The organism is Catenovulum sp. SX2, assembly GCF_052056295.1.
GTDB lineage: Bacteria > Pseudomonadota > Gammaproteobacteria > Enterobacterales > Alteromonadaceae > Catenovulum.
This window is the reverse complement of the sequence record NZ_CP182493.1, coordinates 3,310,991-3,327,534: the sequence shown is the minus strand read 5'-3', so window position 1 is coordinate 3,327,534 and position 16,544 is coordinate 3,310,991. Positions and strand designations below refer to the sequence as shown.

Annotated in this window: 16 protein-coding genes and 1 tRNA gene; 3 read left to right on the top strand and 14 right to left on the bottom strand. The window is 41.2% G+C overall.

Annotated features, from left to right (window positions below; translation table 11 throughout):
- Window positions 1–26: 26 nt before the first annotated feature.
- From ACMZOO_RS13845 to ACMZOO_RS13785, 13 genes are all read right to left on the bottom strand, one after another.
- Window positions 27–437: a DUF2802 domain-containing protein gene (locus ACMZOO_RS13845; RefSeq protein WP_440903909.1), complete on the bottom strand. Its 411-nt coding sequence runs from the start codon at window positions 435–437 to the stop codon at window positions 27–29.
- A gap of 6 nt (window positions 438–443) precedes the next feature.
- On the bottom strand, window positions 444–935 hold the full coding sequence (locus ACMZOO_RS13840) for a chemotaxis protein CheW (protein WP_016956739.1): 492 nt from the start codon (window positions 933–935) through the stop codon (window positions 444–446).
- 20 nt (window positions 936–955) lie between these two features.
- Window positions 956–1,741 carry a chemotaxis protein CheW gene (locus ACMZOO_RS13835; RefSeq protein ID WP_440903908.1) on the bottom strand — a complete coding sequence of 262 codons (786 nt, stop codon included), beginning with the start codon at window positions 1,739–1,741 and terminating at the stop codon, window positions 956–958.
- Complete coding sequence (locus ACMZOO_RS13830) at window positions 1,734–2,507, bottom strand: ParA family protein (protein WP_440903907.1); 774 nt, start codon at window positions 2,505–2,507, stop codon at window positions 1,734–1,736. Before ACMZOO_RS13830 ends, ACMZOO_RS13835 begins: the two co-directional genes overlap by 8 nt.
- Before the next feature lie 13 nt (window positions 2,508–2,520).
- The gene (locus ACMZOO_RS13825) at window positions 2,521–3,675 is read right to left on the bottom strand and encodes a protein-glutamate methylesterase/protein-glutamine glutaminase (protein WP_440903906.1); all 1,155 of its coding nucleotides are present in this window, start codon (window positions 3,673–3,675) and stop codon (window positions 2,521–2,523) included.
- Window positions 3,676–3,716: 41 nt separating this feature from the next.
- A complete protein-coding gene (locus ACMZOO_RS13820; RefSeq protein ID WP_440903905.1) occupies window positions 3,717–5,996 on the bottom strand; it encodes a chemotaxis protein CheA in 2,280 nt (759 codons plus the stop codon).
- A 16-nt stretch (window positions 5,997–6,012) separates the two neighbouring features.
- Window positions 6,013–6,744, bottom strand: a complete 732-nt coding sequence (locus ACMZOO_RS13815; RefSeq protein ID WP_440903904.1) for a protein phosphatase CheZ — start codon at window positions 6,742–6,744, stop codon at window positions 6,013–6,015.
- A 19-nt stretch (window positions 6,745–6,763) separates the two neighbouring features.
- On the bottom strand, window positions 6,764–7,147 hold the full coding sequence (gene cheY, locus ACMZOO_RS13810; RefSeq protein ID WP_026016871.1) for a chemotaxis response regulator CheY: 384 nt from the start codon (window positions 7,145–7,147) through the stop codon (window positions 6,764–6,766).
- A 38-nt stretch (window positions 7,148–7,185) separates the two neighbouring features.
- Window positions 7,186–7,908: an RNA polymerase sigma factor FliA gene (locus ACMZOO_RS13805; RefSeq protein ID WP_016956732.1), complete on the bottom strand. Its 723-nt coding sequence runs from the start codon at window positions 7,906–7,908 to the stop codon at window positions 7,186–7,188.
- Window positions 7,909–7,914: 6 nt separating this feature from the next.
- Entirely contained in the window at window positions 7,915–8,769 is an 855-nt protein-coding gene (locus ACMZOO_RS13800; protein ID WP_016956731.1) for a MinD/ParA family protein, read from the bottom strand.
- Window positions 8,770–8,784: 15 nt separating this feature from the next.
- The gene (gene flhF, locus ACMZOO_RS13795; protein ID WP_440903903.1) at window positions 8,785–10,188 is read right to left on the bottom strand and encodes a flagellar biosynthesis protein FlhF; all 1,404 of its coding nucleotides are present in this window, start codon (window positions 10,186–10,188) and stop codon (window positions 8,785–8,787) included.
- A 66-nt stretch (window positions 10,189–10,254) separates the two neighbouring features.
- Complete coding sequence (flhA, locus tag ACMZOO_RS13790; RefSeq protein WP_440903902.1) at window positions 10,255–12,408, bottom strand: flagellar biosynthesis protein FlhA; 2,154 nt, start codon at window positions 12,406–12,408, stop codon at window positions 10,255–10,257.
- 63 nt (window positions 12,409–12,471) lie between these two features.
- On the bottom strand, window positions 12,472–12,951 hold the full coding sequence (locus ACMZOO_RS13785) for a VC2046/SO_2500 family protein (protein ID WP_440903901.1): 480 nt from the start codon (window positions 12,949–12,951) through the stop codon (window positions 12,472–12,474).
- Between the two features lie 129 nt (window positions 12,952–13,080).
- On the opposite strand from ACMZOO_RS13785, the gene ACMZOO_RS13780 reads away from it, so the two are divergent.
- From ACMZOO_RS13780 to ACMZOO_RS13770, 3 genes are all read left to right on the top strand, one after another.
- A tRNA-Tyr gene (locus ACMZOO_RS13780) sits at window positions 13,081–13,165 on the top strand.
- Between the two features lie 110 nt (window positions 13,166–13,275).
- Window positions 13,276–14,946 carry a response regulator gene (locus ACMZOO_RS13775; protein ID WP_440903900.1) on the top strand — a complete coding sequence of 557 codons (1,671 nt, stop codon included), beginning with the start codon at window positions 13,276–13,278 and terminating at the stop codon, window positions 14,944–14,946.
- 80 nt (window positions 14,947–15,026) lie between these two features.
- On the top strand, window positions 15,027–16,016 hold the full coding sequence (locus ACMZOO_RS13770) for an ion channel (protein WP_440903899.1): 990 nt from the start codon (window positions 15,027–15,029) through the stop codon (window positions 16,014–16,016).
- Here ACMZOO_RS13770 and msrA read toward each other — a convergent pair.
- Window positions 16,013–16,537: a peptide-methionine (S)-S-oxide reductase MsrA gene (gene msrA, locus ACMZOO_RS13765; protein ID WP_440903898.1), complete on the bottom strand. Its 525-nt coding sequence runs from the start codon at window positions 16,535–16,537 to the stop codon at window positions 16,013–16,015. The two genes, ACMZOO_RS13770 and msrA, sit on opposite strands and share 4 nt — an antisense overlap.
- Window positions 16,538–16,544: the final 7 nt, after the last annotated feature.

Below are 16,544 nucleotides of genomic sequence, written 5' to 3'. Positions count from 1 at the left end.
AAAGAATTAGATAACAGATTAGCGATTTATCTAGCGACTTTATTACGCAGAGACAGCACTAACTCGGCTTCAGCTCTAGGTATTTCGCATTCAGCCATAATTTCGTCTACCGAAGCGCCTTTTTCCGCTAACTTAGCCGCACGAGTATAAAGCTTAGATTCAGGTTCAAATAGCTCAACTTCGTTAAATTTTTGCTCTAGTTGAGAGAAATACTGGCCTAAGGTTTTGACCGTTTTACCAACACCAACACTTGACTGACGAATTTCTTCAAGCTCTAACTTGATTATTTTAACATCTCGTTCAAATTGGCTCAGCTGTTGAGATAACGAGGCGTTTGTATCAACTAGCTGACGTTTGAGTTGTTTTATTTGGTAAAAGGTCACCATTAGGGCCAACACTAAAACACCAATGCAGCCCGATAAAATGATTATTTCCATATATGCTTAGAAAGTACTAAGTTCATCCCACTCTTCGTCGCTTAGCAGTTTATTTAGATCAACAAGAATTAATAATTCGCTGCCGCGGTTAGAAACACCTTGGATGAATCTCGCACTTTCTTCGGTGCCAACGTTTGGTGCACTGTCGATTTCAGAAGATTTTAAATAAACGACTTCAGCAACACTATCTACTAGGATACCAATTACTTGTTTCTCTGCTTCAATGATTACAATTCGAGAATTATCAGTCACTTCAGAAGGGTTTAGTCCAAAACGCGAGCGTGTATCAATAACGGTAACAACATTACCACGCAAGTTTATAATACCTAACACATAGTCAGGCGCACCAGGTACGGGCGCAATTTCAGAGTAGCGCAATACCTCTTGCACTTGCATTACGTTGATACCATAGGTTTCATCGTCTAACTTAAAAGTAACCCACTGCAAAATCTCATTATCGGCCGCATCTGCCACAGTATTTCTGCTTGCACTATTCATATTCTAAGCTCCGACTAGTGTCATTTTTTATCAAGGCTATTTAAGCCTTGGTTTAATAATTGAATTAACTGCTTAACATCCAGTAAAGCACACATTTTCTCTTTAACCAAACCTGCCAACCAAGGGCGTTTGCTGTCAGAGGTGCGCCACTTAATATCTTCTGGTGCCATAGTCACTGTATTAACTAAACCTTCACAAGCTAGCCCCCAATTACTATCGCCCAACATAATTAAATATTTATAGTCTAACGAATCTGCTAGCTCGTCGTTGTATTTTTCAGGCATCACCCAAAGCGCACTATCCACCACATTAATTTTTTGTTCTCTGTGGATCATTAAGCCCTTAAACCATTTAGGTTTTCCGAACAGTGGCGAAACCTCAGCTAGGTTATGTATACCACCCAACTCAGTTAGTGGTACAGCTAATACTAAACCTGCTACTTCAAAATAAAGCGCCTGAAAATCTTCAACTGGTATTTCTTTTTCTGGAGTTGTTGGTGGTGGAGGTGTTACCACTAACTCTTCAACAACTTCAGTTTGTTCAATAACTTCTGGTTCTTCTACAACAGGTGTTGGCGGTACAATTGGCTCAACGGGTATTTCAACTTGTTTTAGCAGTTCTTCAACTGGTTTTACACGTTCTGCTGCTGGTGCATAAGGTCGAGCGATTTCTTTCGCTACCACTTTTTCTTGAGCTTTGGGTGCAGGTGCCACAGCAAGATCAACTTCTTCCGTTAATAAAGCGTTGAGGTATTCTTCCATTACCTCTTCGTTAGCAAATACACCTTTACTCATGGCCCTAATCATCTAACTCCGATACAAATGTTAATAACGAGTTGTACGCAAATACACCTCTAGATTTAGGTGCATACATTGACGGTACCAACTGCTCTAAACTTGCATCTCTAAATTTGGTGTCAACGGGTATAACACTTGACCAAACATCATCCCCGTAAACCTTTTTCAATTCTTTATACGCTTCTAACGATGCTCGGGTACGCTTGTCAAACATAGTTGGAACTATAGTGTACTTATAATGCTTTTTTTGTGATTTTGCCATTAAAAACAAGGTTCTCATCATTCTTTCTAAACCTTTTAATGCCAAAAACTCAGTCTGTACCGGTACTAATATGCGTTCACAAGCTGCCAAGGCGTTAACCATAAGTACCCCAAGTACAGGTGGACAATCAATTAGCGCGTAGTCATATTCATCCTGCAAAAGGTGTATCGCTTTTTTTAGAACAAGTCCCATACCACCTTGATTACCCATGCGTCTGTCTAAAGTCGCAAGCGCCATAGTGGCTGGTAATATATCCATATTAGCAATAGAAGTTGGACACAACATTTGCAACAGTTGCTCTTTGTTCATTGAGTTGCGTTTTACAAACAAATCAAAAACACTGTTGTCTAATTCTTCGGAGTCAATGCCAAAATAATAAGTTAAAGATGCGTGAGGATCGGTATCAATTAGTAATACCCGTTTTCCGCGTTCAGCAAGGATCCCACCTAACGTTACCGTTGTTGTTGTTTTGCCAACGCCTCCTTTTTGATTGGCAATCGTCCAAACTATCAAAAGTGACCCTTAATCATTGCAAACTAAATTCGTTCTTTATTCTGTCAGCCATTTGGTTTAATGCAATAGATTCTGAAGAAATTCCTGCACTCGCGACAGCCTGAGGCATACCATAAACAACACAAGACTCCTCATCTTGCGCCCATATCGTCGCACCTTGTTGCTGCAAAAATTTAGCCCCATCTCGACCATCAGCGCCCATACCAGTCAAAATTAACGCCAGCACTTGCCCTTTATAGGCTTTACCGACAGATGCGAAGGTCACATCTACGCTCGGCTTATATGTCAATCTATCTGAGTTATCTTCTTTGATTAGAATTCGAGCGCCACTGCCAACACCATCCACCATCATTTGTTTGCCGCCAGGTGCTAAATAAGCGCAGCCAGCTTTTAATACATCACCATTTTGTGCTTCTTTGACCGAAATTTCACACATGCTGTCCAACCTTGCAGCGAAAGCTGAGGTAAAAGCTGCAGGCATATGCTGAATTAACAAAATAGGCGTCGGAAAGTTTTTCGGTAACTTAGTTAAAATGGTTTGTAACGCAACGGGTCCACCGGTTGATGTGCCAATGGCAAGCATTTTATAACTGCCCGCATTTTTAGTTGGGCTAACAGCTCGACGTTTTGATTGAATTGCTTCTAATTGCGCTCTGGTAGACTGCTCTGGAACAGCTGTTTCTTTCTTTTCAACCCGAGAAGCAATTTGGCTTCGAGTGGCAAATCTGTTTGTCCCAGCAGACTTAAGCGCAGCCATACGCATACTAATGCGTCGTTTGGAGATTTGTTTTATTCGGGTCTGCAGCAGGTTTACTGCTTCATCTTTATTGCGGGCAATATCTTCAAACTTTTTCGGTAAAAAATCTAAAGCGCCGGCTTCTAATGCATCAAGTGTGGCTTGCGCACCATCATGAGTTAACGACGAAAACATTAAAATAGGCGTGGGATACTTCTTCATTATCTCACGCACAGAAGAAATGCCATCCATCACAGGCATTTCCACATCCATAGTAATAACGTCAGGTTTGAGCTTCATGGCTTTTTCTAAAGCGTCTTTACCGTTTAATGCAGTATCTACAACAGTCAAGTCTGGATCTTGATCTATTATTTCCGACACCCGTCTTCTAAAAAAACTTGAGTCGTCTACTACCAAAACACGAATCGGCATGAACTCCGCCTTAAATTTTGTCCAGAGATAACTAAACGATATTAGCGTTTAGCGTATTTTTTAAGCATACCTGGCACATCTAAAATAAGCGCAATGCCGCCATCACTGGTAATGGTCGCACCGGCCATGCCAGGCGTGCCTTGAAGTAAAGCGTCTAACGGTTTAATCACCACTTCTTCTTGACCAATTAGAGAATCGACAACAAAACCAACTTGTTTGCCCGCTCCAACTTGTACTACGACTACATGGCCAATATTGCGATTACCGCGTTTTTGTTTTTTATCGTTACGAGTTAACCAATCTTGCAAATAAAATAGTGGTATCGCTTTTTTACGCACTATCATAGTTAACTGACCATCAACCGTATTGGTTTTTTTCAAGTCTAGATTGATAATTTCGCTGACACCAGCAAGTGGCAATGCAAAAGTTTGCCCTGAAACTATCACCATTAAAGTTGGTAGTATTGCCAAGGTCAATGGCACTTTAATATCTAATTGAGTACCAACACCTTTTTCAGATTTAATAACAACAGAGCCGTTAAGTTGAGTAATTTTCGTTTTAACAACGTCCATACCCACACCACGACCAGATATGTCGGATATCTGCTCTTTGGTCGAAAAACCTGGCGCAAAAATTAGATTATAAGCTTCGGAATCAGACATGCGTGCCGCAGCGTCTGAATCCATAATACCGTTTTTGATTGCTTTTTCTTTAAGCTTTTCAGGATCCATACCAGCACCATCATCAGCGATGGTTAATAATATATGGTCCCCTTCTTGCGATGCAGAAAGCTTAACAGTACCACAACGTGCTTTACCACTGGCACTACGTACATCTGGCATTTCAATACCATGATCGACTGAGTTTCGAACTAAATGCACAAGTGGATCGGCTAACGCCTCAACCAAGTTTTTATCTAAATCGGTTTCTTCACCTTCTAACAACAAAGTTATTTCTTTGTTCAATGAACGAGCTAAGTCACGTACCACTCGCGGAAAACGACCAAATACTTTTTTGATTGGCTGCATACGCGTTTTCATTACCGCACCTTGCAAATCCCCAGTGACTACATCCAAATTAGCGATCGCTTTGGACATATCTTCGTCGTTTACATTGATACCTAAACTAACCAAACGATTACGCACTAGCACTAATTCACCAACCATATTCATAATTTGGTCAAGGCGTTTAGTGTCAACCCGCACTGTTGTTTCAGCTGCAGGGGCTGGCGCTGGCGCTTTTTTCTTTTCAGCTGCAGCTGCCGGCGCGGCTGTTTTAGCAGCTGGTGCTGGACTTGGAGCAGGTGCTTTAGCTGTAGGGCTCGGAGCGGGTGCTGCTTTGGGAGCTGGACTTGGTGCAGGCGTTTTAGCGGCTGGAGTCTGAGCTGGCGCTTTTGCTTCGGGGCTCGGACTAGGTGCCGCTGGCGCAGGAGCAGATTCAGCAGAAGGACCTTTTCCTTTACCATGTAACTGGTCTAATAAAGCTTCAAATTCGTCATCTGAAATGTCATCGCCTGAGCTTGCAGCAGTAACAGCTGGCGATGGCGCAGGCGTTGCTGACGGAGCTGGCGCAGAATCATTTGAACTAAACTGCCCTTTACCGTGCAATTCATCTAACAGAGCTTCAAATTCGTCATCGGTTATTTCATCTGTCGATGAAGATGCTGGTGCCGCGGCTACAGCTGGTGCTGGTGCAGGCGCTGGTGAGCCTGTACTTGTTGGCCCTTTATTCGCACCATGTAATTGATCCAATAATTTTTCAAATTCATCATCGGTAATTTCATCCAGTGGCGCCGAAGATTCACTCGCGCTAGCTGGTGTAGAATCAACTTCAGGTTCATCTAAAGCTGAATCAAAAAACTCTATTGAATCATCGCCAATAGGTTCTTCTATTGCTGGAGCGGGTGCTGAGATGGCGGCTTCATCGGCTGACGCTGGTTCACTGAGTTTGTGTAAAGTGTCCAATAATTGAGGATCTGCTGGCTCTGGACTTTCTCTATTTTGAATTTGCGCAAACATGACGTTGATAGTATCCAACGCTTGTAAAATAACATCCATTAATTCAGGGGTAACTTCACGTTGCCCTTTACGCAAAATATCAAATACATTCTCAGCACCATGACAAGCGTCAACTAGTGCTGTCATCGCTAGGAAGCCTGCGCCACCTTTTACGGTGTGAAATCCTCGGAAGATTGCATTGAGTAAATTAGAATCTTCTGGATTATTCTCAAGCTCCACTAGCTGCTCAGATAACAGTTCCAGAATTTCAGCCGCTTCGACCAAAAAATCCTGCAATATATCTTCATCTACATCAAAGCTCATGGAACCTGTCCCCTAATTAAAAACCTAAACTCGACAAAAGATCATCCACTTCATCTTGATTGGAAACCGCATCCACCCTTTCTTCCGCGTCAATGATTGGCCCTTCTGGACCTTCATTAACCGCTTTGTCTGTTTTTTCAGCTGGTTGTGGTTCACCAAATACGGTAAGTAAATGAATTAAGTTATCTTCTACTTCTTTTACTAGTTCAATTACTCGACGAATGACCTGGCCTGTTAAATCTTGAAAGTCTTGAGCCATTAATACATCGTTTAATCGCGTCTTTAAGCTTTCGGCATCACCTTGCGATTTCTTTAATAAACTGTCCAAATCATGACAAAGTGTTTTAAATTCACTTAGCTCGATTTGGCGATTCATTAGTTTATCCCAAGTCGGAATTATATCTTTAATATTATCGTCTAAGCCCTCTGCAATCGGCAAACAATCCTCCACAGCATCCATAGTTTTATTGGCTGCTTTTTCGGTCATTTCCATTACGTAACTTAAACGGTTTTTAGCATCAGGAATATCTTCTGTCGCTAAGTCGGCAATTCTCACATCTAGTTGAAAATCGCCTATAGAGTTGTGCAACTGTCGCGTCAGCTTGCCTACTTCTTCAAAAAGCTCTACAGACGCAGCTTGCGTAGCGGAGTCAATAATTTGATTGGCAGTGTCGTTGTCACCTTGTTCAAGGCTAGCAACTAACCGTCTAGCATCTTCCAAACTGATTTTAGGAGCATTTGGCAACAATAGAATTCTCCTAAATCACTTAACCTAAACGTTCGAATATCTTATCGAGCTTCTCTTTTAATGTAGCTGCGGTAAATGGTTTAACTATGTATCCATTTACACCAGCTTGAGCTGCTGCAATAATCTGTTCTTTTTTCGCTTCTGCCGTAACCATTAAAACAGGGATATGTTTTAATTTTGCATCTGCACGAATGGCTCTTAACAAGTCGATGCCTTGCATGCCTGGCATATTCCAATCTGTTACAACAAATTCAAAATCACCATTTTGCAACATAGGCAAGGCAGTAGCGCCGTCATCTGCTTCTGACACATTTGTAAAACCTAGGTCTCGCAGTAAGTTCTTAATAATGCGTCGCATAGTTGAGAAATCGTCTACAACTAGCACTTTCATATTCTTGTCCAAAGCTTCCTCCGCTCGCGATTATTATGTAGCAAATCAAATTATATCTGTTGCCAGCTTTTTAATCTGGCTTTTAACCTGTGCATAGCTTGGCTGTGAATCTGACTCACGCGCGATTCACTTACGTCTAACACTGCACCGATTTCTTTTAAGTTTAATTCTTCATCATAGTACAAGGATAAAACTAACGCTTCTCTTTCGGGTAAAGTTTCAATTGCCTTGACTAAGGCGCCTTGGAAAGCGCCATGAGCCATATCTTCAAATGGCTCGTCAGCATTTTTGCTGTCGGGACTACCGATAACGTCTTCGGTAACACCTAAATCTTCGATGCCAATTATCTTGCCACAATTTACATCATTTAAAATATGATGGTACTCATCTAGCGAAATATCAAGTTTTTCAGCTACTTCTGCATCTCTTGCATCACGGCCAGTTTCTTTTTCTACTTCGGCGATTGCTTGAGAAATCATACGGCTGTTTTTGTGTACAGAACGAGGTGCCCAATCACCACGACGGATCTCGTCTAACATTGCACCTCGAATTCGAATACCAGCGAAAGTTTCAAAACTTGCGCCTTTACTACCATCAAAATTTTTCGAAGCTTCAAGCAAACCTATCATGCCAGCTTGAATCAGGTCATCAACCTGAACACTGGCGGGTAAACGCGCCATCATATGATGAGCGATGCGTTTAACTAAACCAGCATGCATTTCCACCAATGCCTGTTTTTGATCTACAGTTTGGTAAGCCGCCACTTTATTCACAACAGACTAAGCTCCTGGTGCAACCAATTGTTCAATGAAAAATTCTAGATGCCCAGTTGCATTATCTGGTATGGGCCAGCGTCCCGCTTTTGCCGCCAAGGTTTTAAAGGCGATAGCGGCAGGTGATTTCGGAAACGCATCTACGATTGTTTTCTGTCGTCTGACCGATTTTCTAATATTTTCGTCAAACGGTATTATCGCAACCAATTCAATGGCTACGTCTAAAAATCTATCAGTAACTTTGGATAGTTTAGCAAATAATTCTTGACCTTCACGCATTGAACGAACCATGTTGGCAACTATTTTGAAACGAAATACGCCAAAATCACGATTCAATACTTTCATTAATGCGTAAGCATCTGTAATTGAGGTGGGTTCATCACATACCACAACCATGACATCTTGTGCTGCACGGGAAAAACTCAGCACCATGTCAGAAATACCTGCTGCGGTATCAACAATTAATACATCAAAATCTTTTTGCAATTCACTAAATGCTCGGATTAAGCCAGCGTGCTCCTGTGGCGTTAGCTCAACCATATTACGTGTACCAGAAGTAGCAGGAACAATTTGAATACCATGCGGACCTGTTAACAATATGTCGTCTAAGCCACATTCTCCCGCTAATAAATGAGATAAATTCTTCTCTACACGCAATCCCAACATTACGTCAACATTGGCTAAACCTAAGTCAGCATCAAAAACGAGTACACGCTTGCCTTGCTGTGCCATTGCAACAGCCATATTCAGCGATACATTGCTTTTACCAACGCCACCTTTGCCGCCTGTGACTGCAATTACTTTTACTCTTTTTTGCTTCATATTTCGAAGGCCATTGGCCTGATCACCTAACTGGTTCATTATCTTCATAAATTCTTATTTATATATAGGCTGTCTTGCGCCATCTGTAAACCAGTATGGATGAGAAAAATCTCTTTCGTCCATTAATCCGGCTGCCTTATCGGTTAAATATTGTGCACTTGCTGCTTTTATATCCTCTGGCACGCGCTGACCATCAGTAAGATACCCGATTGGCAGGGCATTTTGAATGGCAACACTAATAATTTCTCCCAAACTCATGCTTTCATCTAATTTGGTGAAAATACAACCTGATAACGAAATTCGTTTAAATTGTTGCACAGCTTCCATTAAAACGCGGCGCTGTGCTGTAGCCTGTAATACTAAGTAACTTCGAATCTTAACATTAGTTGATTTCATCAGGCTATCTAATTGTTCAGCTAAACGTAAATCACGTTGGCCAACACCTGCGGTGTCAATTAATACTAGTTTACGATTACGTAACTGGTGAAGTGTATCAGCCAATTCTTCTGAGTGTGATACAACCTTACACGGACAGCCAATAATTTTCGCATAAGTTTGTAATTGTTCATGTGCACCAATGCGATATGTGTCGGTTGTTACTAAAGCAACTGAGTCTGCACCATGTTTTTTCGCGAAATGCGCAGCTAGCTTAGCCACTGTGGTTGTTTTACCCACGCCGGTTGGCCCTAACAATGCCACTACGCCACCACGACGCATTATGTCATTGTTGGTTACATTAATTTGATTTGTTAATAAGTCTAACGCATGTTCCCAAGCTTCATTTTGATCTATGTCACTTGGTAAAAAGCTGGCTATTTGATCTGCAACGTCACTTGAGATACCCATTTTAACCATACGGTCAACAATATAAGCGCGAATCGGTTCACTGCGCGCCATTTCTTGCCACATCAAGCCAGAAACTTGATGTTGTAATAAACTTCTAAGTTCGGCCATCTCAGCTTTAATCGATGTTAGCTCTTCATTATTTGATTCTGGTTGAGCTTGTGCTTGTACAGGTTTTGCGTGAGTTTGAGGTTGTGAAGCTTGCAACAATGGCGAATTGCGCCAATCATCTTCCATTTCGTCTTGGTCAACTGAAGCAGCTAGTGAACGCATCATACGTTGTTTGTTGGCACGTAAGTTTTTTTGCATGTCACTTTCTTGACGATTGTTGTGTACACGACTGGATGCCTGTGCAGGTTGGCTTTGACGTTGTAATAAAGACTGTAAGCTATCAGACATTTTAATTTCTTCAGCTTCTTCGCGAACAGGTGCAGTTGGAGCCGCCGCTACTGGCTGTGAAGCTTGTTGTGCCGGTTCTGCATCAATTGCTGCAACTATCTCGATACCTTCTGGTACTTTGGTATTTGACATAATGACAGCATCAGGCCCTAAAGTCGCTTTAACTTGATTTAATGCCGAACGAATATCTTTTGCTACAAACCTTTTAATTTTCATCAATCCTCCTCAGCCACGCTGCATTTCTATGCACGGACAAAGCAATGCTCAGACAAATATTTGACGTTACTGCCCTATCGAGTGAACGATACGAATTTGTTTATCATCCGGTATCTCTTGATACGACAGCACATGTAATCCGGGTACAGTGTGTTTGGTAAACCTAGCCAGCACATTTCTAAGTATGCCGGAGGTTAACAACACTGATGGTTCACCATTCATCTCTTGTTGTTGAGATGATTCTTGCAAGGCATTTTGTATGCGCTCTGCAAGCCCTGGCTCTATACCACCACCTTCTGCTCCACCTGCTTGCATAGATTGATGCAATATTTGCTCCAACTCTGGCGCCAAAGTTATGACAGGCAGTTCATCTAAGCCATTGGATATTTCTTGAACAATTAATTTTCGCAGCGAAATTCGTATCGCAGCCGTTAGTACATCGGGGTCTTGGCTCTTAGGTGCATACTCAACTAAGGTTTGAACTATGGTACGCATGTCACGAATTGCCACACCTTCAAACAATAAATTTTGCATAACTTTTACGACACACGACAAACTTAAGATGTCAGGCACTAAACCTTCAACCAACTTAGGATAAGATTTCGCCAACATATCCATTAAGTTTTGCGCTTCTTCATGGCCAATTAATTGCCATGCGTTATTGGTTAGCAACTGACTTAAGTGAGTCGCAACGACGGTCGAAGCATCTACGACTGTATAACCTAGGGTTTGAGCTTGTTCGCGTTGGTCAGGGTTAATCCACACAGCTTCTAGCCCAAATGCAGGATCTGTTGTTTTAACCCCTTTAAGATTACCAAATACTTGTCCTGGATTAATCGCCATTTCTTTGTCGTGATAAATTTCAGCTTGGCCTATCACTACACCCATTAAAGAAATTCGATAAACATTTGGTGATAAATCTAAGTTGTCGCGAATGTGCACTGCAGGCACCAAAAAGCCCATTTCTTGCGACATTTTTTTCCTAACACCCTTAATTCGTGAAAGCAGTTCACCACCTTGTGATTTATCCACTAGAGGAATGAGTCTATAGCCAACTTCTAGACCAATTACATCCATAGGTTGAACATCATCCCAGCTGATTTCTTGAGGCTCTGCCGCAGGTGCCGCATTTCCTGGAAGCGCTTTGTTGCCAGCATTGGCTGAACCAGCTTTATTACCATCGCGCCCTTTGATTAATGCACCTGATTTTGATTTTGGTGCTTCACTACCTTGTTTATTCAGCCAATATGCCGCACCCGCAACAACAGCAGCCAAACCAAGGAATGCAATATGTGGCATACCCGGCACTATGCCCATAACAAATAAAATAGCGGCGGCTATATATAAAGCTTTGGAGTTACCCAACTGATCAGTTAATTGGTCGCCCAAATCAACCGAAGTATTTTGACGCGTAACTATGATTGCTGTGCCAACCGACATTAAAAGTGATGGAATTTGTGCAACCAAACCATCACCTATAGTTAATAAGGTATAAATTTCGATTGCATCAGAAAAGTTAAGATCGTGCTGAACCATGCCAATAATCAAACCACCGGCAATATTGATTAACATGATCAACAAACCAGCTATCGCATCACCTTTTACGAATTTACTCGCACCGTCCATAGAACCATAAAAATCTGCTTCGTCAGTAATTTCTTTACGGCGTACAACCGCTTCTTCTTGGCTAATAAAACCTGCGTTTAAGTCGGCATCTATCGCCATTTGTTTACCTGGCATACTGTCTAAGGTAAAACGAGCACTTACTTCAGAAATACGACCTGCACCCGCAGTCACAACTTTAAAGTTAATAATCATTAAAATGGCAAAAACAACTAAACCAACTGCGTAGTTGCCACCTATCACCACCTCACCAAAAGAGGCGATAACTTGTCCGGCTGCATCACCACCATTGTGGCCTTCAAGCAAAACGATACGGGTAGACGCAATGTTTAACGCCAAACGCAAAACTGTTGCAATTAAGATAACGGTCGGGAAAGCGCCAAATTCCAGTGGTTTTAACGTGTAAATAACCACCAGCAATATCACCATAGACAAAGCGATATTAAACGAAAACAAAATATCTAATAGGATGGCCGGCAAAGGTAAAACAACCATAGCAAGTATGGCCAAAACAACAAATGCGACACCAAATCCTGTCATTTGTTGGAAACTGTCTTTACTCAAATTAAATTTTTGCAAAGTTTGCGTTAACTGCATACGTCAATAATCCAGCACCCTCATATAAGTGAGGCTAGCTTTGCAAAAATAAGGCCAGGCTGCTTAAACCGCTTGAAGAATATCGTATAACAGTGTGGGATCAGTTTGAGTTGGTTGCTGCTCGTCTGCGGCTTGCTGTAATGCAAACAAACGATTGCGTGCATGTAACGATAAATTATCAATTACATGCTGGTCGACTTTAGCTTTATCATTAAATTGTGATAACGCGGGGGGATTTAAACAAGCAACAAGTTTGTTCATTGCTAGTCCTGCAAAATTTAGCGCATAACTTTGATCAAGCGCTGATTCAAAAGCGGCATCGTCTGCCGCCACTTTATATTGATGAACAACACCCAGTTGTTGTTTTAAATAAGCTTCGTCAGATTCAAAAGCTTGTTGTTGCTGTTTAGCAATTTTAAATTGGGCGTTTTCACAAACATTTTCATCCAGCATAGCTAACAACAAAGCAAAATCACCGCGGTGATTTTGTTCCAAAGCGCGATTAAGCGAATTTGAAATATGTCCTTCGTTGATAATTTGCATTTTTGCTGAGTAATTAATCAATATGAGTAAAAGTTACTCTTTACATCGGCCTTTGAAAAAAAAACTTAAGTTTTTTTATAAAAAAGCTTTACAGCACAATTTAATTTGATAGTATGCGCGGCGTCTTCCGGAGGGGTTCCCGAGTGGCCAAAGGGATCAGACTGTAAATCTGACGGCTCTGCCTTCGCTGGTTCGAATCCAGCCCCCTCCACCACTTTTCTTCAGTATATTCCAAAATTAAATTCTTTAAATTTAAAAGCCACTTGCAACAGTCAAAATTAAAGTAAATACTCAATTTATCTTTAGAAAATCATATCGCCTATTATGCAACCAGGAACCTTGTACAAGGACAAACGCTTTTTAATTGTTGATGATCAGCGCCCGTTTCAAGTTATGTTAAAAGGCATACTGATTAATTTGGGTGTTAAAGACATTCAAATGGTCACTAATGGTGAAGCAGCTATATCAGCGGCTAAGAGCCACGAATTTGACTTTATCTTGGTTGATTATAATTTAGGTGGCCATCGCAAAAATGGTCGGCAAATAGTTGAAGAGATCCGCACAAAAAAGCTAGTTCCAGCTCATTGCATCATGGTAATGGTGACTGGTGAAAACCATAGGCCAATGGTACTTGGCGCAATAGAACTGCAGCCCGACGACTATGTTATGAAGCCATTTTCGCAAAATGTGCTGAAACACAGGTTAGACAAGGCGATGCACAAGCGTTCCAACTTATTGTCTATCTATAAAGCCATGCACGAAGAAGATTTTCCGCTGGCCATGTCGGAATGCAAACGCCTGATTAGTGAAAACAATCGCTATCGCAATTTCTGTAATAATTTGCTGGCTGAATTGCTGTGCAAACAAAAACACTATGAACAAGCTGAATATTTGCTCACACAACTGTTAAAAGTGAAACCTTATACTTGGGGGCAAATTCAGCTCGCCCGAACTTACCACCATCAAGGTAAACATCAAGAAGCCATAGTATTGGCGACCGAAGTGATGAAACAAGCGCCTATGATTATCGACTCATACGATTTGATGGCCGAAGCGTTTCACGCTAAAGGTGATTTGACTCACTCGCTTGAAATGGCGATCCGCGCAACTGAATTATCCCCCTACTCGGTAACACGGCAATATAGGCTTTGCCAAATTGCTCAATCAAGCCATATGTACGATATTGCCAAAGATGCTTGCAAAGCGATTTTAGACATGACAAGAAAGTCAATTCAGCAAGATAGTGTTCATTTGCTCAATTATATTCGCGCGACTATCAATGCGGCTGAACATAGTGAAGAAAAGTCAGAACAAAACAAACTTAAACAAGAAGCAGTACTGGCCATTCAAAGGGCTAAACAAGACGAATTGATAACAGACGCAGCCAGCTACACTATATTTGAAACCTTGTGTAATGCACGGCTTGAGGCAATGGACAAGCATTTAATCAATGCCAAAAAACAATTATTCAAAGTTATGTCGGCTCATGCCCAAGATGAAAATGCCACTGAAGACCCTTTTGCTGCAGACAAACTTAGTTTGCTGTACAAAATGGGTGAATACGAGTTGGCAGATCACATATCGGATGAATGCAAAAACGAACAAATCAACAATAATCCCTTTATTAAGAACACTATTAACCACTTAAAACAAGAAAACAAAAAACGCCAACGTGGTTTTAAGCAACTTAATCAAGCGGGTATAGAAGCCTATAAAAAACAAGATTATATTTTAGCCCTACACCAATTTGATAGCGCGCTGAAATATGCCCCGTTACATACAGGTGGCACACTTAACTTAATTCTTGCGATTATTAAACTTATTGAGATGAGTGAAAAACAACCTGAAGATTTAATGAAACGGATAAAAAGTGCCTTTCAAGCTTTAGAGGGTATTGAGCTGCCAAGTAAACAATTTGAGCGCTATAAAGAGTTAGAAAAACAATATCATAGCTTGATGGAAAAATTGAATCCGCCACAGAAAAAGTGGCGTTAAAACTTGCGTTACCTGCAGCTTGCATTAGGCTTAGAGTAAAGCTAGTTACAACAAATATAATTAAATAACGAAGATTTCCTATGCAAGACAACAACAAATTTGGTACCTGCAAGTACTGTGCGCCAGATGGTAGTTTTTGCCAAGAAGTAGATATGGGTAACGGTTTTTGTTTTTGGCATGACCCAACTTTCGACAAAAAAGGTATGGAGCTTACCGATAAGCTAGAGCGCTACGCCAGCAGCGGCGGGATTACCCAAGGTTTACAGCTAAAATATGCCAATCTTGAAGGGGTAAACTTAGTTAGACGTGGCAGCAATTTAGGTTACGATTTTTCCGGCTCAGATTTTTACCGCGCCAACTTGCGTGATGCCCACCTATTCAACATTCGTTTAAATGGCGGTTCACTTATGAAAGCCGATTTAACCGAAGCTAATTTGCATTGCGCTAAACTACAAAATACCAATTTACTTGGTGCTAAGCTCATTCAGACAAAAATAGATAATATTCAATTAGGTGCCAAACTAATTCAAGAAACAACCGCGTTAGAAGCCATGAAACAAGGTAAAAATGATGTAGCTTTAGACAACTTTGAGCAAGCAGAAGAAATATACCGCGACGTTCGTAAAGCTTCAGAGCACCAAGGGCTGTTTGACTTAACCGGTTATTGTATTCATAAAGAATTAACTATGCGGCGTATGCAAATGCGCAAGTATTCACGTGAGCGCCTAGTATCTAAGCTGGTAGATCTATTTTGCGGTTATGGTGAAAGGCCAGCCAATGTAATTGCATTTTCAATGATGCTGATTTTCACCTGTGCCTGTTTGTATTTTGTCCTTGGGGTGAATTTTGGTGATGATAGAATTCAATTTAGTAGCCAACAAGTATGGACACAAAACATCAGTGAGTTTTTTAGTGCGCTATATTACAGCGTAGTGACTTTTACTACCCTTGGCTATGGTGATATAACCCCAACAGGGCCTTCTCGAGTAATAGCCGCTTGTGAAGCTTTTACTGGCAGTTTTACTATGGCTTTATTCGTAGTGGTTTTTGTCAAGAAAATGACTCGTTAGCACTTTAACTTGTCTGCAAAAGCTTCGGCAAATTTATCTAGCTTAGGCGCCACCACAAATTGGCAATAACCCTGCCCTGGGTTTTGTGCGAAATACGCTTGATGATATTCTTCAGCTGGATAAAAATCTTGTACCGGCACCACCTGAGTGACAATAGGTGCAGCAAATTTCCCCTGAATTAAATGGATATAATCTTGCGACATCTGCTGCTGTTTTTTTGATGCATAAAATATAGCGCTGCGGTACTGGGGGCCAATATCATTACCTTGCCTGTTCATTTGGGTTGGATCGTGAATACTAAAAAAGACCTCCAACAAAGAAATTAAATCGACCAAGTTCGGATCATAAATAACTTCAACCGCTTCAGCATGTTCAGTTAAACCACTACATACATCTTTGTAATTGGCAGTTTCTTCACTGCCACCACAATAACCAGAAACAGCAGTTTCAACACCTTTTAAACGATTAAAGGCGGCTTCAATACACCAGAAGCAGCCGCCAGCAAGAATAATTTTTTCCACAAGTCTT

Excerpts from the sequence above, each read along its gene's own strand:
- ACMZOO_RS13845 (WP_440903909.1), bottom strand. The coding sequence starts at position 437 with ATGGAAATAATCATTTTATCGGGCTGCATTGGTGTTTTAGTGTTGGCC.
- ACMZOO_RS13840 (WP_016956739.1), bottom strand. The coding sequence starts at position 935 with ATGAATAGTGCAAGCAGAAATACTGTGGCAGATGCGGCCGATAATGAG.
- ACMZOO_RS13835 (WP_440903908.1), bottom strand. The coding sequence starts at position 1,741 with ATGATTAGGGCCATGAGTAAAGGTGTATTTGCTAACGAAGAGGTAATG.
- ACMZOO_RS13825 (WP_440903906.1), bottom strand. The coding sequence starts at position 3,675 with ATGCCGATTCGTGTTTTGGTAGTAGACGACTCAAGTTTTTTTAGAAGA.
- ACMZOO_RS13820 (WP_440903905.1), bottom strand. The coding sequence starts at position 5,996 with ATGAGCTTTGATGTAGATGAAGATATATTGCAGGATTTTTTGGTCGAA.
- ACMZOO_RS13800 (WP_016956731.1), bottom strand. The coding sequence starts at position 8,769 with ATGAACCAGTTAGGTGATCAGGCCAATGGCCTTCGAAATATGAAGCAA.
- flhF (WP_440903903.1), bottom strand. The coding sequence starts at position 10,188 with ATGAAAATTAAAAGGTTTGTAGCAAAAGATATTCGTTCGGCATTAAAT.
- flhA (WP_440903902.1), bottom strand. The coding sequence starts at position 12,408 with ATGCAGTTAACGCAAACTTTGCAAAAATTTAATTTGAGTAAAGACAGT.
- ACMZOO_RS13785 (WP_440903901.1), bottom strand. The coding sequence starts at position 12,951 with ATGCAAATTATCAACGAAGGACATATTTCAAATTCGCTTAATCGCGCT.
- ACMZOO_RS13775 (WP_440903900.1), top strand. The coding sequence starts at position 13,276 with ATGCAACCAGGAACCTTGTACAAGGACAAACGCTTTTTAATTGTTGAT.
- ACMZOO_RS13770 (WP_440903899.1), top strand. The coding sequence starts at position 15,027 with ATGCAAGACAACAACAAATTTGGTACCTGCAAGTACTGTGCGCCAGAT.